Source organism: Pseudomonas sp. Ps21-P2, assembly GCF_039672565.1.
Classification (GTDB): domain Bacteria; phylum Pseudomonadota; class Gammaproteobacteria; order Pseudomonadales; family Pseudomonadaceae; genus Aquipseudomonas.
This window is the reverse complement of record NZ_JBDFPL010000001.1, coordinates 762839-787392: the sequence shown is the minus strand read 5'-3', so window position 1 is coordinate 787392 and position 24554 is coordinate 762839. Positions and strand designations below refer to the sequence as shown.

The window sequence follows — 24554 nt, the reverse complement described above, 5'->3', positions numbered from 1 at the left end:
ATTACCCAACTTCATATGCAGCTTAAAGCCAGCACCACGCTATCAGCTCAAAACACGAATCGAATCAAGAACTACCCGTAAACATTTAAATCCTGTGCTTTTTCAATGAAAAGATCTTGTAGATCTCCTTGAATCTCTTCGCCTTCATAGGATAGGGAAAAGTCACCTGACACATTATCAGGAAAATGCACACCGTCCAAGGTTCCTAGTATGACCGAAGCACTGTCGGCGATGACGACCTTAAAAAAACTCAACACATCTGCACGTTCGGATTCATTGAGCTTGCTCAGCGCATTCCTAGCCTTCGCGTACGAATCTGTATCGCTGTTAATGGCTTTATTCAAAGACCGAGCATATTGTTCGAAGTTTTTATTGAAAAGCTCGTCAAATATTGCATTAACAAATTCATTATCACGACTCATTTGGGTTTTCCTATCATCTAATTTCCGGGTACATAGATTTGTTAAGATCTATGAGTTCTTGTAGCTTAGCATTCGGGACATCGGGATAAACACGTCTCAGCTCCTTGATATCTCTTGCAATGACATCACGCGCGCTTGTGAACGGCATCCCAGTCTTAGCGTTCACACCGGATCTTGAAACGATCCCCACCCCCTCTTTCGAAACCGTATGGCCGACTCGGGGTACCAACATGGCTGGCCCGGTCGCGGGGTCATATCCCTCCACTAGGTCCTTCATGAGGTTTTTTTGGCCCACGTGATGAGAGTCAAGTCCTAGGTTCTTGCCTTTAACCGCACTTTTGTTGGCTTGATGAGAGTTTACATCCCACTTATCACATGCCAACCCTAGTGGGTCGATCCAAGACTTAGGATTCGGCACATATCGGTAAAGATTTTCTCCGCCCAACAGCCCAATCGGATCCTGCGTAATAAACCGTCCGACCTCTGGATCGTAATACCTGAACGTGTTGTAGTGCAGACCCGTCTCATCGTCGAAATACTGACCCTGAAATCGCAGATTCTGCTCAGCCTCGCTCACGGCAAGCGTTTCGACCTCGCCCCACGCCTTGTATGTAGCTTGCCAAACGATCTGGCCTTCAACGTCGGTCATCTCAAGCGGCGTGCCGATCTGGTCGGTATGGAAGTAGTAAAGCTTCTGCTCCGTCTCACCTTCGTTTTGGTCGACTCGTGCTAGCGGCGCGTAGCTGCCTGGCTCGTAAATATAGAGGCTACTCTGCGCCGGGGTTTCCTCACGTAGCATCCGCAGGCCTTGCCAGAGGAAATGCCTGTGCTCAGTTCGCCCCTCGATCTCGGACGTCCTCCCGACGCGCCGCCCGAGGCTGTCATACCTATACGTGCCGAAGCTGTGCACCTGAATGTTGACCATTGTCTCCGCACAGACGAGCCGGTTTTCGCGGTCATACGTAAACGTCTGCAGCTTGCTCAGCCCTGAGCGCTTCTCAATCAGGTTGCCCCAAGCGTCGTAGGTATATTCCTGATCGCGCCATTGCTTGATGCCGTTGTCTTTGACCTGATCAAACTGGCTGGTGTTGAAATTCAGCCGGTTGGCTGCTGCGTCGTATCGGAAGTCTTCGCTATCCACCAAGCGCCCTGTGTCACGACTGTGAAGTTGGCCGTTCGCTTCGTATTCGTATTTGATCTCGCCGCGTAGTTTGTCGAGGGTGCGGGTCAGTTCTCCTGCTGCGTCGTGTTGATAACGTCGGTAAATCGGGTTGTACGCGTGGTCCACCAACAATGAAGGGTTGATGCCTGGGTTCTGGATCAGCGAAAGCTTTTCCGCCGGAATAGTCGACGCAAACTGCCAGCTCTTGCGGCCCATCGCGTTGTAACCAAAGCAGTGGTGAGTTTGCCTTAAGACCGATAAACCTCTCGATGCAGGTCATCGTGCTCCATGCCGCTGATGAGCAGACCAGCAAGGTTGAGCTGATGCCGGTGGCCGCTGCCGTAGTACAGATGATTCAGATGCTGACCCGTCGGCAAAGTCAGCGTCGTCAGATTGCTGAGCGGATCGTACTCGTACGCCAGCACACTTTGCAGCGTTGTTTCCATGATCAAACGGCCCAGTAGGTCGTAGGCGACACGCAGCTTTTCTTCGCTGACGCCAAGTTTCTTACCCCTGGACGTTGGCAGACGCTCCATGACCAACAAGCGCTCTGAGTCGTCGTATTGATAATACTAACGGGTGTCGCTGTTCAGTTTTTTTCTAGCCAACGCCCAATGCTGTCGCGCTCAAAACTCGATGCTGCGTTGCGCACGCTCCGCCCGTTCGCCGTAGCGTCAGATGCCCACCCATGTTCCAGTTGAACCGACGCGTCAGATGGTCGATGCGTTTGTCCTCAACCAGGCGATCCGAAGCGTCATAAGCAAATTCATAAGACGCATTGGGTTCGTTGACCAGCGCGGTGAGCCGAATCGCTTTGTCGTACTCATGACTGATGCGCTGGCCTTTCGCATCTTGCCGGCTGGGGGCAGACCGCGCGCCTTACCCAGCAAACGAGTGCTCTGCCCCTTTCCATCCGTCGTCAATACCTGGCCGAGTGCCTATCAAGCATACGTAATAAACGACGTCCGACCTCCATAAACGATTACATCATTGTGATTACCAGTCGCCGCGCCACTCCTCCGCAAACTCACTTTCCCGAGGCAATCCCACAAGCTCCCCTAGCCGATAAATCACATCCAACAAAGAATCACGCTCTACTGTTTCAATTTCTTCTTCAAGATCATTGATTTTAAGTATGCAGCTCTTGAAAACAGGCAGCACGCTTACACCAGCACTCGGTACAGGAAGACCTGACAAATTCTTGATAAGTTCTTGAAAGACAGGTTTTACTTTTTCTAAAAACCTCTCATCCCCTTCGAGGAAATCTAGTTGCTGATACAAAACGTCGGTATCAATTCTGCGCATAGCAAAAACCTCTATTGAATTATCTAGAAGGTGGCGGAGGCTGAATGGTCGGGAAAAGAATTTTTTTCGTATCGTCCCAGTTAACACCTGTTTGATGATAAACCTTAATTCGTTTTAAGAGCCGATCAGGATTACCCTCCATACCACATAGATCGTATTCGTAAATCAGATCCGCATCCTCATCTGCCGACAGCGACGACTTTATAACCTCTGCACCGATATTCGAATAAGACTCAGTAAGCTCGATTAGCTTAGCGCCCATCTGACCAGGAGCACCAAGAATAGCCGATAACATGCGCGTCCTAATCGGGCGACTATTTTTTACGACAGAACCCTCGACCGGCCGATCTGAAAAAATGCCTTTGATATTCTTCGGCGAGACAAAGATACAAAAAATTATCTTGGCAGTATTGAGATCTATACCCTCCCACTCATCCGTAGTCCGAAACACATCGAAAACTTCTAATAGATAGTTAGCCCTCATTTGAGCCAAAGTGTATAAATCTGCGCCCACCTGAATGCTTAGCATTCGCCCTTCTTCCCACTTCAAACTTTTCAACATGCTACTCCTTTTACCCCAGCGGCTTTGTGACCTCCATCTAAATGGTCATCAGCAGCCGCCAGATACCTATCTCGGTTCGGATTATTCTTACCCACTGGATTTTGTTTGTATGAAGTGCCATCTAACCCGCGATGCGCTTCAAACCTCCGTTGTTCCAAGCCCCGTGCGATATCCTTACCCTCTTGCCCATCACCGACAAAAAATGGCTCAGGTCTAACATCAAAGTGGTCAAGGTTAGAGTATCTATAGTTCAACACATCTGCACCAGAATGTCCTAACCCTGGCTTGCTCGCATAGCCTACATACGGCTTACCATTCTTGAGACCTTCGTAAGTAATATGGGTAGCATTTGCCGGATTACCTGCCCAGCCAAGTGGATCGAGCCAGCTTAACGGATTCAGAGCGTACTGATATAGATTGATCCCGCCAAGAATACTTATTGGATCCTGCGTAATAAACCGCCCCACCTCCGGATCGTAGTACCTGAACGTGTTGTAGTGCAGGTGGGTTTCTTCGTCAAAGTACTGACCTTGGAAACGCAGGTTCTGCTCAACTTCATCCACCGCAAGCGATTCGATCTCACCCCACGCTTTATACGTCGCTTGCCAAACAATCTGGCCGTCGACATCCGTCATCTCCAGCGGCGTGCCGATCTGGTCGGTGTGGAAGTAGTAAAGCTTTCGGTGATCCTCTCCTTCACTCTGGTCGACCCGTGCTAGCGGCGCATAGCTTCCTGGCTCGTAGATGTAGAGGCTGCTTTGCCAAGGCGTTTCCTCACGAAGCATCCGCAGGCCTTGCCAGAGAAAGTGCTTGTGCTCGGTTCGCCCTTGAATCTCAGACGTCTTTCCAACCCGACGGCCCAGGCTGTCATACCGATACTTGCCGACGCTGTGCACTTGGCTATTAACCATCGTTTCCGCGCGCACCAGACGGTTTTCACAGTCGTAGGTAAACGTCTGCAGCTTGCCCAGCACTACCCGCTTCTCAATCAGATTGCCCCAAGCGTCATAGGTATATTCCTGATCACGCCAGCGCTTGATTCGGTTGTCTTTCACCTGATCAAACTGGCTGGTATTGAAGTTCAGGCGGTTGGCGGCAGAGTCGTACCGGAACTCTTCGCTATCAACCAAGCGACCGGTGTCACGACTGTGCAGTTGGCCGTTCGCTTCATATTCGTATTTGATCTCGCCGCGTAGTTTGTCGAGGGTGCGGGTCAGTTCGCCAGCCGGATCGTATTGGTAGCGGCGGTGGATAGGGTTGTAGGCGTGATCGACCAGCAACGAAGTGTTGATGCCTGGGTTCTGGATCTGCGACAGTTTTTCCGCCGGAATAGTCGAAGCAAACTGCCAGCTCTTGCGGCCCATCGCGTCATAGCCAAAGCAACTGGTGAGTTTGCCTTGAGTTCGATACACCTCCCGGTGCAGATCATCGCGCTCCATGTCGCTGATCAGCATTCCATCGAGGTTGAGCTGATGCAGGTGGCCGCTGCCGTAGTACAGATGATTGAGGTGTTGGCCAGTCGGCAACGTCAGCGTGGTCAGGTTGCTGAGCGGATCGTATTCGTAGGCCAGCGCGCCTTGCGGGGTGGTCTCCTTAATCAATCGGCCAAGCAGGTCGTAAGCGAATTTCAGCTTTTCTGCGCCGATGCCGAGTCTTTTACCAATAGCTGTGGGTAAACGCTCAATCGACAGCAGCCGATCGCCTTCGTCGTAGGCGTAATCCTGCCGCGCATCCTGATTGACCTTGGCCAGCAGCCGCCCAATTACATCACGCTCAAATACCGTGCTGCGTTATGGCCGCTCTGCCCTATCGCCGTAGCCGACTTCATCAACCCGCGTTAGATGCCCGCCCAAGTTATAGCTGAAGCGGCGCGTCAGGTTGTCGATGCGTTTCTCTTCGATCAGTCGATCCGACACATCGTAAGCAAACTCATAAGCCGCATTGTTTTCGTTGACCAACGCGGTCAGCCGAATCGCCTTGTCGTACTCATAGCGAATGCGCTGTCCCTTCGCATCCTGTCGGCTGGAAGGGAGCCCCCTCGCAGTACGAAGCAAGCGCGTGGTCTGACCCTTGCCATCGGTAGACGTCAGCACTTGGCCAAGTGTGTTGTAGGTAAACGACTCAGCGGTGCCATCCGGGTGCTCGATGCGCACAACTTCGCCATCAGGTTTGCGCTCAAGTCGTGTCTTCTGATTCAGCGCATCGGTGACGGCAATCAGATGAGACCGATCGTCGTAGGCGTAAACGGTGCTTTTACCTGAACAATCCTGAAAGCGCTCGACCTGAGCGAAGTTACTCCACCACAGGTATTTTGATTTGTAGATCTCATCAATGATGGTGTGGGGAAAACTGTCATCGCAGTTGAGCTGCTCGGCCTTATGGCCGAGCGCGTCGTATAAAACGATGAGGTAGCGTTCTCGTTGTACCGGGTATACCAGCCTCTGCCATCCGGAGGCAGTTTCGGTGATCACGCGGATACTTTCACCAGCTTGCTTTCTAATAGAACAGCAGGCAACGACCTAAATTCAATTGCCCTCGTACAAACCTATATACTTGAGGCCATTGTAATTCTGCTTGTACGGAGTAGGCACAGCTATTCCACCGTCCGAATACCAAAACACGGCATTGGCTTTATGCACTCCCAAGTTAAAGCATTCGGCCTTCACGTTTTCTAGCTGCGACGGGTCAATGGCAGACTCCTGGAGTAGAGCATCCAACTCGACCTCTTTATCTTTCCTAGGAATGATACCAATAAAATCTTCGTCATACCGCCTTTGCCCTATATCCTTACAAAATCCGCAAACTTTGTACGACGGCTCATCCAGCTCGGAGTTATAGTCCAACTCAAAGTACTTCTGATACTCCGACTCCGGCTCAAAATTAGTACCGATCCATAGATGCACTTTGTCGTACCGCGCAATATCATACTCACCCACTTAGCACGCTCCTCATTTAAACTACAGGCGATGGATTGCCATGCTTATTAGTTACGACGCATAATACGTCGTTTGCCAAACGATCTAGCGTTCCAAATCTATCATCTCGAGCTGGATGCCGGTTTGATCGGTATGAAAAGAAAGCTTCTTTCGTCCTTACCTACATTTTGCTCGAGGCGCTCTAGTGTGGTGCAGCTACCCGGCGGGTGATCGTGTAGGTCGTTTGGTCGTTGGGTGCATATTCGTACGCAATCTCATTGCGCTATTATTCACGCATGCAAACTAAGCCCACCGGGTCGGATTACTGTAGTATTATCATCGTCGTCCAAACGTGTAATGATAATGAAGCTCGAAGGGCCTTCGTGATGATTGCCTAAGCCAATGACCCTAACTCCATCCTCTTCATAATTCTTTATATTAGACGCAATAAAGCTTTTCATTGATTACTCATCAGTCACCAGCAATTAGCTTGGTGTCGAAATTGAGCCGTTTGGCGGCGGCGGCGCACTCGAAGTCTCCGCTATCGACTAAGCGACCGTTGTCGCGGCCGTGCAGTTTACCGCTGGCTTAATAGTCTTACTTTTATCTCCCCGCGCAGTTTGTCAAGCGTTCGAACCGGTTGGCCACCGTTGGATCGTACTCGTAGCGGCGGTGAATCAAGTTATGGGCACAATCGATGAGCGACGAGGTGTCAATACCTAGGTTCTAACTCTGGGTGCGTTGCAGGTAAACGAATCAACTATCGCCGGATCACTAGGAGCATGTCGCCAATGCCTGCCGATATAGCTATCACGCGGCCACATGCTTAATCTGAAATACGTGAGTAAAACCTTTTAGTCAATGAAGCTTATAACTTGATTAACGTATGTTCGCCTTAGGCATCTTAGATTCTTATATATACCCAAGCAATTGAGTAGCCTCTTCTTTCGCTAACGAATATTTAATAATATTCGTTGACACGAACCCTCGGACGTAACTCCCTAAAGACATGACAACATCCTTGAAGTGACTGAGAAAAGGTTGGCAGCCACTTATTAGGATAAGTTTTAAATCGCAACTAAGAGCCGGACATAAAAAGAATTAACTTTTAAGATAATCTCCAAACCAAAAATTCACCGCATCCTCATTAACTCCATACTCACCCAGCCAGAAATCAACAGGATAACTCCAGTCGGTGGATCTAGATTTCCTTGGAACCAAGCCAATATTTTTATATCCGTTTAGGAATCCTTTGTGTTCAGGCGTCTCAAGTATTCCTAGATGACCAAGCAAGTCAAGTAATCCTCTAGACTCATCTTGAGAAAACTTGAGTTCCTTGATTCCTCGAATTTTTTTCTCCAAGATAACTGGTGTATCGTCAGCGCTCGCCGATCTCAGCACTGACAACACAGCTCTCATTTTTTCCCCAGAAGAAACAGAGAGTTCATGTTCCCTATTGCGCTCAGCCAAGAAAAAATACAGCTGCTCCGGAGCTCCATTATTAGTTGAGCCTCTGAGATAACGCATCGCATTAACTAGTGTAAAGTCGACTTTTCGTTTTTTGAAACCACTGCAGATATCACACTGAATACCAGCGTGCGACTTAAACTTATGAGATGGGAACTTTTGCATTATTGCATAAGCCGAAAGCGCAGCTCTTTTTTGAGGCTCATTATTCTCCAAGCCCGAAAGAAACTCTTGCACGACTTTGCTTTTGTCAGCCTTAGCCATCTCAATGTGAAGCTTCTCAAGCAGATCGTCATGCTCCATTTCGACGACCGGGAAAATCATCCCATATTCTTTCAACACCTCAACAGAAGATGATTCCTGCATGTTATCAACAGATCCGCTTCGCAAAAAATCCTTTAATGCCTTATTTAGTTTCGTATCAATCATAAAACACCTTAACAAGTAGTGCCTTTAACGTTAGAAGGCTTTCCAGCAATATTAGAAGATTTTCTGGTTTCGAGTCCGGGCAACTCACTAACCTTACTAGCACCTTTCGCCTCGAGGTAGGTACTCGCTGCACTCATTCTATCCGCGCCAACAGTTGTTGAAAGCTTGGCGTCGGATATGCCATGAATTTTGTTACCTCTAAGATTAGCATTGCCACGCCCCAGCACCTGACGCTCCCTGATACCTGAGCTTTCGATACCTCGGACAGTGTCATATGGTGTCCCTTTAGCGGTAACTTGCGTAATGCTATCCCCATTCGCCAACCGTGGACCGTCTGCACCTATCGTGCCTTCGTGGCGGCGCATCACATCGGTGAGCGAAGCATTGTCGGATGCCCGGCCGTGATAAAAAACATCGCCTTTGGCATCTGACAGAAAGTAGTTCCAATCCAGCCCTAGAGGGTCAATCCATGCAACAGGATTATTACAGTACCCATAGCAATTGGTCCCCCCATCTAACCCAATCGGATCCTGCGTGACATACCGCCCCACCTCCGGGTCGTAATACCTGAATGTGTTGTAGTGCAGTCCGGTCTCCTCGTCGAGGTACTGACCCTGAAACCGCAAATTCTGCTCAACCTCATTCACACCCAGTGTTTCGATCTCACCCCACGCCTTGTACTTCGCCTGCCAAACAATCTGGCCATCGACATTAGTCATCTCAAGCGGCGTGCCGATCTGATCGGTATGGAAGTAGTAAAGCTTCCGCTCTTCCTCACCTTCGCTCTGGTCAACCCGGGCAAGTGGCGCATAGCTGCCAGGCTCGTAGATATAGAGGCAGCTCTGCCAAGGCGTTTCCTCACGCAGCATCCGCAAGCCTTGCCACAGGAAATGCTTGTGCTCGGCTTGTCCCGCGATCTCAGACGTCTTTCCGACCCGCCGCCCCAAGCTGTCATACAGATATGTCCCGACGCTGTGCACTTGGCTATTAACCACAGTTTCCGCACGCACAAGCCGGTTTTCGCAGTCGTAGCTGAACGTCTGAAGCTTGCTCAGCCCTACCCGCTTCTCAATCAGGTTGCCCCAAGCGTCGTAGGCATATTCCTGATCGCGCCAGCGCTTGATGCGGTTATCTTTCACCTGATCGAACTGGCTGGTGTTGAAGTTCAGGCGGTTGGCCGCAGCGTCGTATCGAAACTCTTCGCTATCTACCAAGCGCCCAGTATCGCGACTGTGCAGCTGACCGTTCGCTTCATACTCGTACTTGATCTCACCGCGCAGTTTGTCGAGCGTGCGGGACAGCTCTCCGGCCGGGTCGTACTGATAGCGCCGGTGAATCGGGTTGCAAGCATGATCGACCAGCAGCGAAGTGTTGATACCTGGGTTCTGGATCTGCGACAGCTTTTCAGCCGGTATAGTCGAAGCGAACTGCCAGCTCTTGCGCCCCATCGCATCGTAACCAAAACAACTGGTCAATTTGCCCTGGGAGCGATAGACCTCACGATGCAGGTCATCGCGCTCCATGTCGCTGATGAGCAGCCCGTCGAGGTTAAGCTGATGCAGATGACCGCTGCCGTAATACAGATGGTTCAGATGCTGGCCCGTCGGCAATGTCAGCGTGGTCAGATTACTGAGCGGATCGTATTCGTAGGAAAGCGCGCCTTGCGGTGTGATTTCTTTTACCAAACGACCTAAGAGGTCGTAGCTGAAGTCGAGCGTTTCTTCCGCCACGCCCAGCTTTTTGCCAATGCTTAAAGGCAGCCGGTGAATGCTGAGCAGCCGATCCGCGTCGTCATATATGTAATCCTCCCGCGCATCCTGATTGACCTTGGCCAACAACCGGCCAATCACATCACGCTCAAACTCCGTACTGCGCTGCGGCCGCTCAGCCCTATCCCCGTAGCCGATTTCATCCAACCGTGTCAGATGTCCGCCTTGGCTATAGCTGAAACGGCGCGTCAGGTTGTCGATGCGCTTTTCTTCAATCAGACGATCAGAAGCATCGTAGGCAAACTCATAAGCCGCGTTGTTTTCGTTGACCAACGCTGTCAGCCGAATCGCTTTGTCGTACTCGTAGCGAATGCGCTGTCCCTTCGCATCCTGTCGGCTAGAAGGGAGCCCGCGTGCCGTACGGAGCAGACGCGTGGTCTGCCCCTTGCCATCTGTATGCGTCAGCACCTGACCAAGTGTGTTGTAGGTAAACGACTCAGCCGTGCCATCCGGGTGTTCGATTCGCACCACTTCGCCGTCAGGCTTACGCTCTAGCCGTGTCGTCTGATTCAACGCGTCGGTGACGGCGATCAAATGGGACCGATCGTCATAGCTATAAAAGGTGCTTTTCCCTGAACAGTCCTGAAACCGCTCAACCTGCGCCAAGCCATTCCACCAGAGATATTTCGATTTTGAAGTCGCATCAATGATGGTGTGCGGCAAACCGTCGTCGCTGTTGAGGTACTCCGTCTTGTGACCGAGCGCATCTGTTTCTGCAATGAGGTTGCCCTTGTTGTCGTAGCGCGCTTTCCAGGTGCTACCGTCTGGATAAGACACCGACGCTACTAGCGTAGTCAGCTGGTGATAGCTATAGGAAATGGTCCGACCAAGCGGATCGGTCTCTTCAACAAGCCGTGCGTATTCGTCGTACTTGAACGTCAGACGATTGCCATCTGGCATCGTCAGTCCGGTCATGTTGCCGTTGTCGTCGATCTCAATCGCGTACCGCTCGCCCCCATAGTCACGGCTGGCGACGACGCGATGATCCGCGTTGTGGTGCACTTCCAGCTCGCGGCCCAATACATCGACCGCCCAGGAAGTCCGATTTTTGAAGTCGTAACGGAAATGAAAGTGTTCGCCGTCGCTGGTCCAGTGCTCGACCACGCGCGGCTGGCCTTGGATGATTTCCCAGCGGTAGTTGCAGCTAAGGCCCAGCGCGTTGCTATGGCTGGCCATCACACCGTCGGTGTAGCTGAAACGGCGCGTTGAGTCGTCGTTGCGGTTGATGACCTCAGCGAGCTGGCCGTTGTCGTCGTAGCGATACTGGACGAGGGTTTCAACGGCAAGATTATCGACCACGCGTTTGACGTCAGTCAGGCGCCCCAATGGATGGTCGTAATCCAGGTGGACACGTACACCGCCAGTGGCACTGATGTCAGTGAGCGTGCCGGCGACGGTGTAGGTGAAATGCAGAAAATGCCCAAGGGCGTTTTCGATCCGCTGGACCGGCGTGGGCGTGTCGTCTTCCGGGACTTCGCCGAAGTAGAAGAAGATGTTGTCGAGGGTTTGCAGCAGGTAATGCCCGCCCTCGGTGCAGACCAGATAAACCTGCTCGTGAGGGTTGTAGATCCGCTCGCCAGGTTGCACGTCCACGAAAGGAACGCTGCGACCCTGGTTGTCGGTGAGGTAAACAAAACGGCCACTGCGGCGCAGGCTTTGTTCCCACGGCAGAATCCAGCCACGCCCCAAAATACTGTCCACGGTCAGATCGCTGGCATAAAACCGCGACCACTCGATCGGCATCAAACCCGGCAGGCTGAAATCGACCTCGTCGGGAATGAATTTACGGCCTGTGGTGAGATCAACAGGGTTGCCTGCATGACCACCGACCGCACGCTCGATGGCCGGACCCACCACATAGCGGCTGGCGACCTCACCCGCCACAAAGCCTGCGGTGAATTTCATCACGCAGGGCATCACCGCTTTCATGCCGGCTTGTGCGCCCTGTTTCAACAGTTGGGCGATGCCTCCGGCAGCACCGGCCACCGCCATCAATACATCGACGGTTGTGCGCAGCCAGGCGGGGACCTCATCGTCGACGGGCAAATAACGATGGGTGCCGCCGCCGATGAGGACATTATCTGAGCCACTGGAAATCGTACTGCCGCAGGTGAGCTTGTCGTCTTTGCGCGCTGCGGCTGTACCGTTGATGAAGACGTTAGTGGACCCTTCGGCTACTTGGGCTGGCGCACCGGGATGTTTGCTGCATGCGCCCAGACTTTGAGCGACATGCGCCGCCTGACGGCTATTCACGAAGACGTTGGGGGAAGCGGTCACAATCGTGCCGGAAGGGGATGAAAACGAGCGGCCCCACGCTTCTCCCGCCGCAGTGAGCAGGCTACCTCCGATGCCTGCGGCCATACCTGCTAAAAGCGCGACACCAAAACCACAAGTGAAGGTTGCAATAGCAACTGTGGCCACGAGTGCGATACCCAACGCAGCACCGAGGAGAAATCCCCCCAAGGCGCTGGTGTGCGATATCTCATCACCAAACCGAGCGGCTTCGAACATGAGGGCTACTCCTGTTCGCTGGCGTCGGGCACGGTCTGACCGTTTTGCCTTACCTTGAAACTGGCGAGCAAATCGAGCCAGTTCCGATTTTGCTCGGCGCTGAAGTCGGCCTGGGCAGTCGTGGAGAAAATCAACGCGCGGTCTGGTTCAATCAAGAAGGCTGCCTGGCGCTGATAGAAAGGCCGGCCTTCATTCATGTAGTAAGCGTCAATCTGAAGGCCATCAATCGGCGTAGCAGAAGACAGCTCTGCATTTTTTTTGCCCAGCAGCGTGTAGCCGCGCAATTTGGACGCCAGCATCTTTACTTGCCGATCGACATAAGCCTTGAGCGCCTCGGACGGCAGCAATGTATCTCTGGAAATGGTGATACTCAGCGGAGCCGGGATGCTCGCGCCCAGCACGAACATATTGACGGTGCGGTCCTGGAATCCTTGTGGCAGCGCGATGCTGCCCTCTTGCAACTCATAGTCCATTTGAACTCACTTCCTGAAATCTAAAATAACGTCGCTCAGACGGCAGCCATGCCGGAGAGCATATTGTCGAAGTCGACCAGCCAGAGGCTCAAGTTCGGTTTGACCGGATCAATGACGCAGGACAGGGTCAGCCACTGCGATTCACGCTGATCCGCGACGGGAACGATGCTACCGACGAGACGACCATGGCGTTCCGCGTGTCCGATCGCAAAGTAAAAATCCACTGCTTTTGCGGCACTCCCTGCAACGGTGCAGTCGCGCTCGCGGATGACGCGAAGTTCCGGGTAAAGCTTGCGGAAGGTTTGCATCGACTCTGCCAGAAGGTTGTCCAGCGTCGCGCCTTCAGGCACATCCCGACGCTTGATCGTCAGCACCACAGGGTCGCCTTCATGCTCGATCGTCGTCTGGATGTCACGGAAGCTAAAGCCCTGGGGGAAAAGCAGTTCGAACCCGCCGAAGCTGAAGCTGCTGGGTACGTTCTTCAACGGAGTCACTGGCTCTGGTTCGGGTTCCGGCTTGACTGCCTGGGCCTTGAGCAACTCTTCCTCGCGCGCAGCAGCTTCCGCAGCCAGACGCTTCTCCGATATCCGATCGTACATGCTGGTTCTGGCCATGATTCGCATCCTTAATCGTTGACCCGCACTTGAGAACCCTTGATCTGCGTCGTCCCGGTGCTGACGGTGGAAATGGTTTTACCTTTAATTTCAATGCCGTCCGGCGTGATCGTGATGGAGCTTTCTCCAACTTGAAGAATGATGTGGGTCTGGGCACCGATCTGAATAAACTGCTTGTCTACCTGAATCGTCAGCGAACCGTCCTGGATGGTCATCACCGTGTCTTTCTTGATCGTTTCGGTGTGGGTGCCGCCTACGGTAATGGTCCTGTTATTCCCGACGTCGTGCTTTTCATCCAGCTCAATCTCGGTGTCCATGTTGCGTTCGGCGTGCATGATGATCTGCTCGGCGCCAGACTTGTCCTCGAAACGGAAGAAGTTCGCCGTACCGCCATGGCCCTTGGTCGAGCGCGTGAGAAAACCACTCTGCGTCTTGTTCGCCGGCAACGACCACGGCGGCGTGTTCTTGCTGTTGTAGACGCTGCCCATGATCAACGGGCGGTCCGGGTTGCCGTCCAGGAAAACCACGACTACCTCATCGCCCACACGCGGGATCTGGATGCTGCCGAAACCGCCGCTGGCGCCGGATTGGGCGACGCGAACCCAGCAGAAACTGTGGTCGTTGTACTTGCCGTTGCGGTCCCAGGGGAATTGGACTTTCACGCGGCCGAGTTCGTCGGTGAAGATTTCTTCGCCCGGCGGGCCGACGATGATGGCGGTCTGTGGCCCGGCGATGGTCGGGCGTGGCGTGGACAGTTGCGGGAGGAAGGGAATCTTTTTGCGCACGCAGGAGAAGGTGTTGTAGTAGCTCGCCTGATTGCCGTTGAGGTAGTTGTTGTGGCCTTCGCTTTCAACGCCCATCAGCAGGAACTGGCGATCGTCAGCCGAGCCTTGATCGTGGTCGTAGTGCTGCACCAGCTCGAAGGTGTAACCGGGCTTCATCGCACGGCAGTTGCTCGCGCCTTCGAACTTTTTGCCGCGGATTTCCAGGGCTTCCATGCGCAGGCGCAACAGCGTTTCGCCCTCGTCGTAAGTGCCGTGGGTGTACTGGCCGGGGAAGTCGTAGATCTCGAACGTCTCGACGTCGCCCTGTTTGTTCAGGCTATTCATCCCGACGGGCAGACGGTTGTTGGGCTGACGGTAGTCGAACGTCTGCACGGCCATCTTGCCCGCCTGCAACTGGCGGTTGCCGCTCCACTTAGTGATGGAGTCTGCGGTCTCGGTGACGGACGCGGTGTGGAAGCGGATCTGCGGTTGTTCCGGCAACGGCTCCAGCATGCTGGAGTCGTCGCAGATGATCATGGTGTGGCCTTCGGCGGTGTGCTCGAAGTAGTAAAACATCCCTTCTTCTCCGAGCAGACGCTGGACGAAGTTGAAGTCGGTTTCACGGTATTGGGTGATGTAGGTGTAGCGCTTGCGAGACCGTATGAGATCAATCCGTAATAAGAAAACCGGAACTACCGTCTCACGCAAGAATAAGAATAGGAAGTTCTACTCAAGTATCGCTAATCTGCAAAGCATTTAATCCTCTAACTGTCGATCAGGGATGGAAATCAGGTTAGTTTATAAAAAGCCGCGCAGAAGCGGAATGCATCCACCCCTGCTTGTCTCGGCCATGTGTTCAATTTATACATATTTTCAAACCATTCTCAGGCGGACTTCCACTGACTCCAAGGATTTTCGCCCGCTGCCTTCACACTTGTGAAAATTCCAAGATCTCCTTCTTCAATTCATCAACGGAGAGCGTCACCTCAGTAGACCGGTCACGAATTAACGTATACACATCAACTTCCAGAAACAGAATTTCGACCACCTTAGCTTCGTAGTTGGTTATCTCAATGAAACCGTTAACAACGCCATTTAGATTTTCGATTTCCGACACCAATGTTGGCACTTTCATCAGTACTCCATCCTCGGCAGAGCCACTCGCCGTCGCCGGGTTATCAAAATACACCCTAAGCTTAGGGAACACGTGTCTTTGCCATCTAAAAACCGGAATCATTCGAGATATCATATCCCTGAATTCCGCTTCAGACTCATCCCCAGCAAACTCACATCTAAAGATAGGAATACAGAGAAATAGATTACCACGTTTGGGCTCAAGTCTTCCTTTCAGACTCGAATGATAAGAACTTGGAACAGCCAAAGCATGGGTAAACCCGTAGTCATTTCCACTCAACTTATATAAAGTTGGCTTCTCACGTGACAAATCAAGCGGCGCTTGATCCACTACCTTAATTGCGAAATCACGATCGGCTGTGTCCTCCGTAACAGTTAAGAGATCTTTGTCCTCAGCGCTTTTTAGGCAATATTCATACACGAGCTTAGGCAGCTTATGTTGAAAGAAGTAATATCCCGAGCCTCTTTCCTCAACTACTGGGAAAGACTCTAGCAAATCCTGCTTAGAAAACATATCACGAACCCCTATTCAAAGTCAGGACCTACATCCTGGCGATACCTAATTCCTTCGGCAGCCATTCTTGCTCCATCAGCGCTGTAGCGTCGTATCTGAACGCTTCGCTGCCTACGAGACGGCCAGTGTCGCGGCTGTGCAGCTGCCCGTTGGCTTCGTATTCGTGTGTGGCGTCGATGATGGTGTGCGGCAGGCCGTCGTCGCTGTTGAGGTACTCGGTTTTGTGGCCGAGTGCATCGACTTCAGCGATCAGGTTGCCTTTATCCTCGTAGCGGGCCTTCCAGACACTGCCGTCGGGGAACGTGGTTTCGGTCACCAGCGTGGTGCCGAGGTGGTGCTTGTAGCGGATCTTGCGCCCCAGCGGATGGGTCTCTTCGATCAGGCGGGAGAAGTCGTCGTACTTGAATGCCAGCTTATTGCCATCGGATAGCGTGATGCCGATCAGGTTATCGGCTCCACTTCTTGGTCGTGACTAACTTGCCTACGCTTGGTAAACAGCCCAGAAGAAACTGAGAGCTGTTTGATTTTAATCCAACTTTTCGATGGTGAATTCTGCGGCCCAGCCACCTTTCTTTAACAATCATTAATTTGAACACACGCAGCTACTCCATGGGGACTGCTGCACTGTTCCGTATTGTAATGGAGCGAAACCCTGAACACTTCTCATCCTGTGTAGAGAACGATCTGGCACCAACTATCTAGCTGATGCGCCCTACTTGCAGCATGCTTTTTTAGCTAACACCTGAGTTTGCTGCATGACTGAATGATAGTGGAATTATTGTATTCACCGGAAACCTTGCGTAAATTACTTAGGCGCAGGCGCGGCTAACCTTGGCACTATACCCAAATCACTCAAGCGAATTCAGATAAATATGTTAGCCGTTCAACTGGCGCTCAATCTCAGCGTCAGCGGCAGTCAAAATGCCCTCAACATTGTCCGAATCAATACGCCAAGTACTGAGGCGGGAATTGCCCGAATAATGCTCACCATAGGGAATTTCATAATAATTGGCACTGATATTGTGTTTCTTAAGCGCGATAATTACTGCTCGTATTAACTCAGCATGGGCCTGATATTCACCTTCAAATATCTCAACCTCTACGATCGGCTCGCGACTAGATGCCTTTTCTTTTATGTCTTGCAAAGACACCCCCAAGATCCGATGAAGCTCTAGCAGCCCTTTAGCACTGGCAGATGCTTCATTAAGTACGATTGCAATAACTGACATTAGAACTCCTCAGGATATGAATAGTTAAGCGGCTCGCCAAAAGAATCGTTCCTCCAGCTTCCACCATGCCACCGCTCAAAGTGCTCAGTGCGAGTAGCAGGATAGATATTTTTGGGATCACTGGCAAGTTGAGGGTGATCGAGTGCATTATATTTATGATGCCCTTGAATTGACTCACCATTAAATTTTGGCGTTTTATTCGCTAGAATGTCAGCTTGCTGGTCTGCAGACCAATTTCGAGTGCCTGGCTCATCTAGTTTAAGCTTAGCGCGCTCATCTGCCCAAAACCTTGACACTCCTTTTGCCCGTTTATTGGCGAACCTTCGATCCCAATCAAGACGCTTATACTCCTCTCTGGTCAAAGTCCTATTTTCCAGCTTAGCCTTGAGATCTGCTCTTTGTGCCTTGGTAACGGGAGAGTGCGGAACTTTATAGGTCGGAACTTTTTCTGGTTCTCCAACAGATGCTCCTCGACGTTGGATTTTTACGTTAGCTAAGTTCGACCCAAAACCCTGAGTTTTGACCTCATACCGCGCGCCAAACCAGCCGCCTATAAGCGCCCCACTGAACGCCATGACCTTCTGCTCATCCGAGTCCTCCCCGAACAATCGGCCACCTAAGACGCTGCCAATAACACCGCCTATTGCACCGTCTATAAATGCAGTGATCGCTATGAGGGGTGACGTCAGGACTACAGCGCTACCGAACCCGATGCCGCCCACAAGCCAATGAAGCCATGGCTCGACTTCAGGGTTAATATCGTCCGTCTGTTCAGTTGCGCCGCCAATATTAACGTTGCCAGACCCAGCGCTAATCTTCCCGTCACAGACGGTGCGATCTCCCACGCGGGCGGCAGGCTGGCCATTGATGTGAACCGTGCGACTTCCTTGGGCAATGACTTGCGGCACCGAGCCATGTTTGTCACACGTTGCAGTATCAACATGAGCCCGTGCTGCGGGCTTTCCATTGGTGAAGACGTTTCCTGATCCTTTGAATATCTGCCCGGCTTTGTTGGTGCACCAAGACAGACTGCCAATCAGCTCTCCAAATCCCGCCGACAACGCCATGACCGCGCCAACCGCAGCCACTGCGGCCAATCCGCCTGTTGCGACAATGGTGACACCCGCTGCCGCCGCAACCACTACCGCCGCAGCGCCAACGGCTAACCCCAGGAGCAAGCCTTCCAGCGCTGACGTGTGTTCAATCGGATCCCCGACCCGGGCGGCCGCACTCATACCGAGGCGGCCTCTCCACTGTGCGCATCATCGGGGCCTGGCGGTGTTCGTAATTCAAGTGTTTCGACGATGGAAGCAAATGCCTCACGCTCGGCTGGCGTCATCCCAGCTGGGTTATTGCTTGTCCCGGTGATCTGCATCAGCAACGGTTGTTCATGCTCATCACGGTGCAGGAAGATCAGTTGCAATTGGTGAACAGGTTGTCCCTGCTGACGCCATCTGAATTCAACTTGTCTAGCATCAACGCCTGCGGTCGTCGTGGGAAACAGTGGCTCGACCCACTCCAGGTGGGCGAGGGTTTTATTCAGTTCAGCCAGCAATTGCTGCGCAACCGTTTCTAAATCGGTATCCGCTGCGACGACCGAGCGGCCAATGACGAGTGAAAACGGGCTAGGCCCAAGATCCGTCAAGGTGAAGACATGAAAGGTCTTGTCCTTGAAGCTCTCCGGCCGCACGAAGCTCAATTCGTTGGTCTGAAAACGCTCGTGGGGTTTCGGAATCAGGTTAGCTACACGCTCTTGTTCCAGGCGTTCAGCTTCCAGGCGTTGTTCTTCCGCAATGCGTTTCTCGGAAATCCGGTCATACATACTGGTGCGCATGGGGCGTTCCTTGTCCGTCTGCTACTTGTTCAGGTTGATGATCGATTTGCCTTCGATGTCCACGACGTTGCCGGACAACGTGATGGTGCCGTCGGACTTCATGGTCAGGGAGCTCGCGCCCACTTGCAGCGTGATAGATGTGGTGGCGGTGATCTTCACTTCACCCTTCTTGACGGAGAGCTTGTACGCCCCATCCTCAACATTAATGGCTGTCTGCAGCTGGATCGTTTCGGTGTGGGTGCCCCCGACCTTAACTTCACGATTGCCTCCAACTTTGTGGATCTCATTCGCCTCGATCTCGGTTTCCATATCCCGTTCGGCGTGCAGGCTGACCTTCTCAGCGCCAGACTTATCTTCAAACATGAAGGAGTTGGCGTTCGAGCTTTTACCCTTGATCGAGCGCGTCAGAAAACCACTCTGCGTCTTGTTCGCCGGCAACGACCACGGCGGGGTGTTCTTGCTGTTGTAGACGCTGCCCATGATCAGCGGGCGGTCGGGGTTGCCATCCAGGAAAACCACGACAACTTCATCACCCACACGCGGAATCTGGATGCTGCCGAAGCCACCACTGGCGCCGGACTGGGCGACGCGGACCCAGCAGGAACTGTGGTCGTTGTACTTGCCGTTGCGGTCCCAGTGGAACTGGACTTTCACGCGGCCGAGTTCGTCGGTGAAGATTTCTTCGCCTGGCGGGCCGACGATGATGGCGGTCTGTGGCCCAGAGATGGTCGGCCGCGGCGTGGACAGTTGCGGGCGGAAAGGAATCTTTTTGCGCACGCAGGAGAAGGTGTTGTAGTAGCTGGCCTGATGGCCGTTGAGGTAGTTGTTGTGGCCTTCGCTTTCGATGCCCATCAGCAGGAACTGGCGATCGTCGGCCGAGCCTTGATCGTGGTCGTAGTGCTGCACCAGCTCGAAGGTGTAGCCAGGCTTCATCGCGCGGCAGTTGCTCGCGCCTTCGAACTTTTTGCCGCGGATTTCCAGGGCTTCCATGCGCAGACGCAACAGCGTTTCGCCCTCGTCGTACGTGCCGTGGGTGTACTGGCCGGGGAAGTCATAGATCTCGAACGTCTCGACGTCGCCCTGCTTGTTGAGGCTGTTCATACCGACGGGCAGACGGTTGTTGGGCTGACGGTAGTCGAAGGTCTGCACGGCCATCTTGCCCGCCTGCAACTGGCGGTTGCCGCTCCACTGGGTGATGGAGTCTGCGGTCTCGGTGACGGACGCGGTGTGGAAGCGGATCTGCGGTTGTTCCGGCAACGGCTCTAGCATGCTGGAGTCGTCGCAGATGATCATGGTGTGGCCTTCGGCGGTGTGCTCGAAGTAGTAAAACATCCCTTCTTCTTCGAGCAGACGCTGGACGAAGTTGAAGTCGGTTTCGCGATATTGGGTGATGTAGGTGTAGCGCTTTTGCGGCTTGGTCAGGCGGAATTCATGGCGGGAGAATGCCGGGCAGAGGGCGAACACCTGGGTCACCACTTCCTCGACGGTATTGCCCTGAAAGATCCGCGTGTCGAAGCGGTTTTTCAGCATCGAGAACCAGGGGTTGAGCGTCGCGGTATAGCGGGCCATGCCGCCGTCGCTGCCGGTGCTGGCAAAGCGCGTGAGGTAGCCAGCGATATAGCGCGGCGTGCTGTCGGCCAATTCGATTTCGATGGTGACCAGTTGCCCCATCATCGATTTGAGCTCGACCCCGGAGTCTTCGCAGATCAGCAGCAGCTCGAAGCTGTACGCTTGGGACAGCGCTTCCCGACCTTTGAAGGTTTCGAGCAGCAGTTGCTGTTCCGGGTTGGCGAGGTTATTGAACTTGAACAGGCGCCGGTTCTGGGGCGAGAGCAACGCGGCAAGGTCCATCATCATGAAAATCTCCTGGATGGCACGGGGTAGAACGCTACCGCCATGCTCAGCAACAACAGGTTACGAGCCGACAAGGGGGCCGGAGCCCTTGTTGCATCGTCGCTAACGGGTTGATGACGCGCCACCGGGCGGGTTCGCCATCGGCCGTGAGGGCATTCCTACAATCACGTAGGACCCGAGCTACAGACGCTTCTTTAAAACAACAGTCTCGAAATCGACGGTTGCGTCCGTGCTTGAGTGCACAAGCGGTTAGCAACGCCATCTGATTCCGGGTAAGCATTCTATTGCTGGACACTGCGACCGCGCCGCAATGCGAAAGTGCCACCAGGCACAGTAAATCGCGAACGACATCACAGTCTCAGAATCGTTACAGATGGTTCACAGCGGCAAAGGAGACACTTATGCGCCTCCCGCTGTCAACCCGGTGAATCGATTTTGCGAACGGTCGCGCAGCACGGTGGATCCCATTTGAAATTTCTTACCGGCGGGTGAATGTCTCGAAGTGCCCGTAATCACAGGCGCTTGCCGGGGGCAATAGGCGTCAGCTGGTTGAGTGACGATGTTCTGCCATCATTGCCGAGTGTAAAAAACATGAGAAAAATGCCAGCCGCTGGAAATTAAATCGTACTTTAGCGGTCGATAGCGGACTTGACGGCTCCTGCTGGCAACGTGCTAGCTGTAATCGCCAACCGCAACACCCACGCTCACTCAAGGCGCTCCATGGCGCCTCTCTCCAGGACTGTGATGTGTAAATGGACTTTTTAGCCAACATACCTAGCTGGGACGACATCGAGCGGAATCTCGACCATAAGTTCGGCGCGATCAATCAGAGCATCGATCAGGGTCTGCAGAGCGCCAACGACGGTTGGGACGGCATGAGCCGCCGGGTCAGTAACGGGCTCAGCCAGGCTTACGGCTATATGGGCGGCGATCGGATTGATCACGTCCGGCAGGCCATGGCCCTCTCCTACCCGATCATGCAGTCCGAGCTCACCCGCAAGTGGGCCTCGATCAACATCAATGAAATCATGCCGGTGCTGATCAAGCTGGTGCAGGACGTCGTGATGATTCTTGGGGGGAGCGTCGCAGTCGGCGGCGCTGTCGGGGGCGCGGTGGGTTCATTGGCGTTCGGCGTAGGCGCCCTGCCTGGCGCCATGGTTGGCTCCGGAATCGGTCTGCAGGTTGGCAACTTGATTCTGATGGCTCTGGGCTTGGCGGCCATTGCGGAATACTTCTACCAAGGCTTGCCGGCATGTCTCGCGACGCTGCAGGAAGGGCTCGCCACCGCGTGGCACGCCGAAGACGGCTTAAAGCCCGCAGGTCTTGACCCAACTGGCGGTTCGGCTGCGCAGGTACAAGAACGCACTGAACGCGCCGCTCGGCAATTGGCTCGCGGGCAAGAGCAACTGGTGATGCTGCTGCTAACGGCGATCGTGACTTATCTGACGCGCGGGCAGATGAAGGCCGGCGTGATGAACAGTCTGGAGAGTATCGCTACCCGCAGCGCCAAGCTACAAGCCGACATTTCGAACAAGGAATTCGCGGCGTGGTTAGCGCGCAATGAACAGAAGATTTTGGCTCAGCCGGAATTGCAGGCGAAGGAAGCAGTTCCGGTGGTAAAGGTCGAGCCGGAGCAACCGCCCCGCGAACGGACTCCAGACAGACCCACAGTGCTGGCCCCCAAAGTAATGAGTCTCCGCGAGGCCGTCGGTCAAGATTTGGCAGATAGTTGGATTAAGAAGGGGAGAGAACAAGCTAATGTACGAGATCCTGCGCTGTCAGCCCTGCTTTCGGACGATCAAATAGGTGCTCTTTATGGGTACTCTACAAATGACGTATACAAAGAATTCAACGCAGCGTTGCGTTCCGGTACAGCAACACCTGAAGTGGAGGCATTTGCTCATCATGCCACTGAAGGACTGGCACGCCTGCCTCAGTATGCTGGTGGTGAGTCGCGGAGGGGAACGGATCTGCCTAAGGCAGTATTGGATCGGATGCAGATGGGAGCGACCGAGACAGACAAGGGATTTTTTAGCTCATCAGCGAAGATACCATTCAGTGGGAATACACAAATGCTGGTACGCGGCGTGTCGGGCAAAGATATCAGCTTTCTTGCTGAGTGGAACGAGGCCGAAATACTGTATCCGCCAGGAACATCTTTTAAGGTTTTAAACCGGATTGAATCAGGCTCAACTACCCATTTACTACTAGAAGAAGTCCCATGATCGACCTTCATAGCACGACGCTGATCGTAACCGAATACGCTCATAGATACGATCATTTGCAGCCGCCCTCCTACCCTCGTGATGCAGGCAGCAGAGGGTATGTCGAGGCTGAATGGGAGAGGTCTAGACCCTCCACTCTGACCCACAGCCAATCCATAGACAGAGCGAAAGGAGCTTTGTTGGGGCTGGCTATAGGAGATGCCGTAGGCACCACCCTTGAGTTCCTGCCACGCGATGCAAAACATGTGAAGGATATGGTGGGCGGCGGACCATTTAATTTAAAGCCAGGGGAGTGGACCGATGATACAAGCATGGCATTGTGCTTAGCAGAAACCTATTTGGCAGAGGGCAGATTTGATTATATAGATTATCTAGACAGGCTCTGCCAGTGGTACAAACAGGGAAAGAACAGCGTAAATGGAGTTTGCTTCGACATCGGAAACGCAACTCGCAATGCACTCGAGGGCTGGCTAAGTCTGAGGCTGAAATGGATTGGGAATACCGAACCTAACACCGCAGGGAATGGCTCTATAATCAGACTGGCACCCGTTGCCATCTTTCGGCGGCATATGCTGTCATCCACGTGGCGAGAAGCTCAAACTCAAAGTCGCACCACCCACAGAGCTTTGGAAGCAGTGAACTGCTGTGAGCTCATGAGCGCACAATTGCACTTGGCACTCAATGGCGCAGATAGGATAGAGATGTGCCAGCCTATGGTTCGTCCCCTTCTAGCGCGAGCAACCATCATCAATGCAGGTGAATACAAACAAAAAACCCGTGATCAGATCCGCTCTAGTGGCTACGCGATTGATACGTTGGAGGCAGCACTGTGGGCGGTGTGGAACACTGACAACTTTAAAGATGCAGTGCTGTTAGCTGCTAATCTCGCAGATGACGCTGACAGTGTCGCTGCAGTTGCCGGACAACTGGCTGGAGCCCTTTATGGCGCGTCCGGGATACCAGAAGAGTGGGTAACAAAAGTTGCATGGTCAGAGCATATCCAAAACCTAGCATTTCAGCTGCATGAGCAAGCACCTGATAAAGATCGATTTTATGAATGAAGTTAGTTCGTAACCTTTGCGTCCGGGTCGCAACTGCTCGGTAGGCTTATGCAGAATGGCAGTTCCGACACCTTGCAATTCGGCCAGAGTTGCTCTGCTGGCCCCACGAGAATATGGCTATAACACTCGCGCTATCACGAAATACCCTCAACGAATCGCGCATCGCGGAGATGGCCGGCACCGTCGTGTGCCGGGCTGGTCAGATTGAGATGAGGGTAAGCTCTAGCCCGAAGCTCTCAGAACCTTCACAGGGAAGAAGCGAAGAAGCATAAGCCGGTGCCCACTTCCAGGCAGGATAGATGCCACACAC

At 53.1% G+C, this 24554-nt stretch carries 16 protein-coding genes and 4 pseudogenes; 2 read left to right on the top strand and 18 right to left on the bottom strand.

The annotated features are described in order from the left end of the window. Positions 1–71: 71 nt before the first annotated feature. The 18 genes and pseudogenes from ABEH28_RS03400 to ABEH28_RS03315 form a co-directional block, all read right to left on the bottom strand. On the bottom strand, positions 72–422 hold the full coding sequence (locus ABEH28_RS03400) for a hypothetical protein (protein WP_346629116.1): 351 nt from the start codon (positions 420–422) through the stop codon (positions 72–74). A 13-nt stretch (positions 423–435) separates the two neighbouring features. Beyond that, positions 436–2519 (bottom strand): annotated as a pseudogene (locus tag ABEH28_RS03395) (RHS repeat-associated core domain-containing protein); the annotation flags it as partial. 61 nt (positions 2520–2580) lie between these two features. Continuing rightward, positions 2581–2889 (bottom strand): hypothetical protein, encoded by a 309-nt coding sequence (locus ABEH28_RS03390; RefSeq protein ID WP_346629115.1) that lies wholly within the window; start codon positions 2887–2889, stop codon positions 2581–2583. Between the two features lie 19 nt (positions 2890–2908). Continuing rightward, complete coding sequence (locus ABEH28_RS03385) at positions 2909–3451, bottom strand: hypothetical protein (RefSeq protein WP_346629114.1); 543 nt, start codon at positions 3449–3451, stop codon at positions 2909–2911. 365 nt (positions 3452–3816) lie between these two features. Continuing rightward, positions 3817–5903: pseudogene (locus ABEH28_RS03380) on the bottom strand (RHS repeat-associated core domain-containing protein); the annotation flags it as partial. A 73-nt stretch (positions 5904–5976) separates the two neighbouring features. Then, entirely contained in the window at positions 5977–6387 is a 411-nt protein-coding gene (locus ABEH28_RS03375) for an immunity 22 family protein (RefSeq protein WP_346629113.1), read from the bottom strand. A 1080-nt stretch (positions 6388–7467) separates the two neighbouring features. Then, entirely contained in the window at positions 7468–8262 is a 795-nt protein-coding gene (locus ABEH28_RS03370) for a hypothetical protein (protein ID WP_346629112.1), read from the bottom strand. Between the two features lie 8 nt (positions 8263–8270). Continuing rightward, a complete protein-coding gene (locus ABEH28_RS03365) occupies positions 8271–12542 on the bottom strand; it encodes an RHS repeat-associated core domain-containing protein (protein ID WP_346629111.1) in 4272 nt (1423 codons plus the stop codon). A gap of 5 nt (positions 12543–12547) precedes the next feature. Next, positions 12548–13015, bottom strand: coding sequence for a DUF1795 domain-containing protein (locus ABEH28_RS03360; RefSeq protein WP_346629110.1), 468 nt, complete (start codon positions 13013–13015; stop codon positions 12548–12550). Between the two features lie 35 nt (positions 13016–13050). After that, entirely contained in the window at positions 13051–13629 is a 579-nt protein-coding gene (locus tag ABEH28_RS03355) for a hypothetical protein (protein ID WP_346629109.1), read from the bottom strand. Positions 13630–13640: 11 nt separating this feature from the next. Beyond that, positions 13641–15059: pseudogene (tssI, locus tag ABEH28_RS03350) on the bottom strand (type VI secretion system tip protein TssI/VgrG); the annotation flags it as partial. Positions 15060–15321: 262 nt separating this feature from the next. Next, positions 15322–16041, bottom strand: a complete 720-nt coding sequence (locus ABEH28_RS03345; protein WP_346629108.1) for a hypothetical protein — start codon at positions 16039–16041, stop codon at positions 15322–15324. Between the two features lie 28 nt (positions 16042–16069). Next, positions 16070–16357, bottom strand: a complete 288-nt coding sequence (locus ABEH28_RS03340; protein ID WP_346629107.1) for a hypothetical protein — start codon at positions 16355–16357, stop codon at positions 16070–16072. Positions 16358–16393: 36 nt separating this feature from the next. Next, positions 16394–16486: pseudogene (locus tag ABEH28_RS03335) on the bottom strand (RHS repeat domain-containing protein); the annotation flags it as partial. Positions 16487–16916: 430 nt separating this feature from the next. Continuing rightward, on the bottom strand, positions 16917–17270 hold the full coding sequence (locus ABEH28_RS03330) for a hypothetical protein (protein WP_346629106.1): 354 nt from the start codon (positions 17268–17270) through the stop codon (positions 16917–16919). Beyond that, a complete protein-coding gene (locus ABEH28_RS03325) occupies positions 17270–18505 on the bottom strand; it encodes a PAAR domain-containing protein (protein WP_346629105.1) in 1236 nt (411 codons plus the stop codon). Before ABEH28_RS03325 ends, ABEH28_RS03330 begins: the two co-directional genes overlap by 1 nt. Next, positions 18502–19104, bottom strand: coding sequence for a DcrB-related protein (locus tag ABEH28_RS03320; protein ID WP_346629104.1), 603 nt, complete (start codon positions 19102–19104; stop codon positions 18502–18504). Before ABEH28_RS03320 ends, ABEH28_RS03325 begins: the two co-directional genes overlap by 4 nt. A 21-nt stretch (positions 19105–19125) precedes the next feature. Further along, complete coding sequence (locus ABEH28_RS03315) at positions 19126–20961, bottom strand: type VI secretion system Vgr family protein (protein WP_346629103.1); 1836 nt, start codon at positions 20959–20961, stop codon at positions 19126–19128. Positions 20962–21710: 749 nt separating this feature from the next. Here ABEH28_RS03315 and ABEH28_RS03310 point away from each other — a divergent pair. Together ABEH28_RS03310 and tri1 are read left to right on the top strand one after the other, a co-directional pair. Next, positions 21711–23183: a DUF6861 domain-containing protein gene (locus ABEH28_RS03310; protein WP_346629102.1), complete on the top strand. Its 1473-nt coding sequence runs from the start codon at positions 21711–21713 to the stop codon at positions 23181–23183. Further along, positions 23180–24244 (top strand): ADP-ribosylarginine hydrolase Tri1, encoded by a 1065-nt coding sequence (gene tri1 / locus ABEH28_RS03305; protein WP_346629101.1) that lies wholly within the window; start codon positions 23180–23182, stop codon positions 24242–24244. The genes ABEH28_RS03310 and tri1 overlap by 4 nt, the downstream gene beginning before the upstream one ends. The last annotated feature ends 310 nt before the right edge of the window (positions 24245–24554 follow it).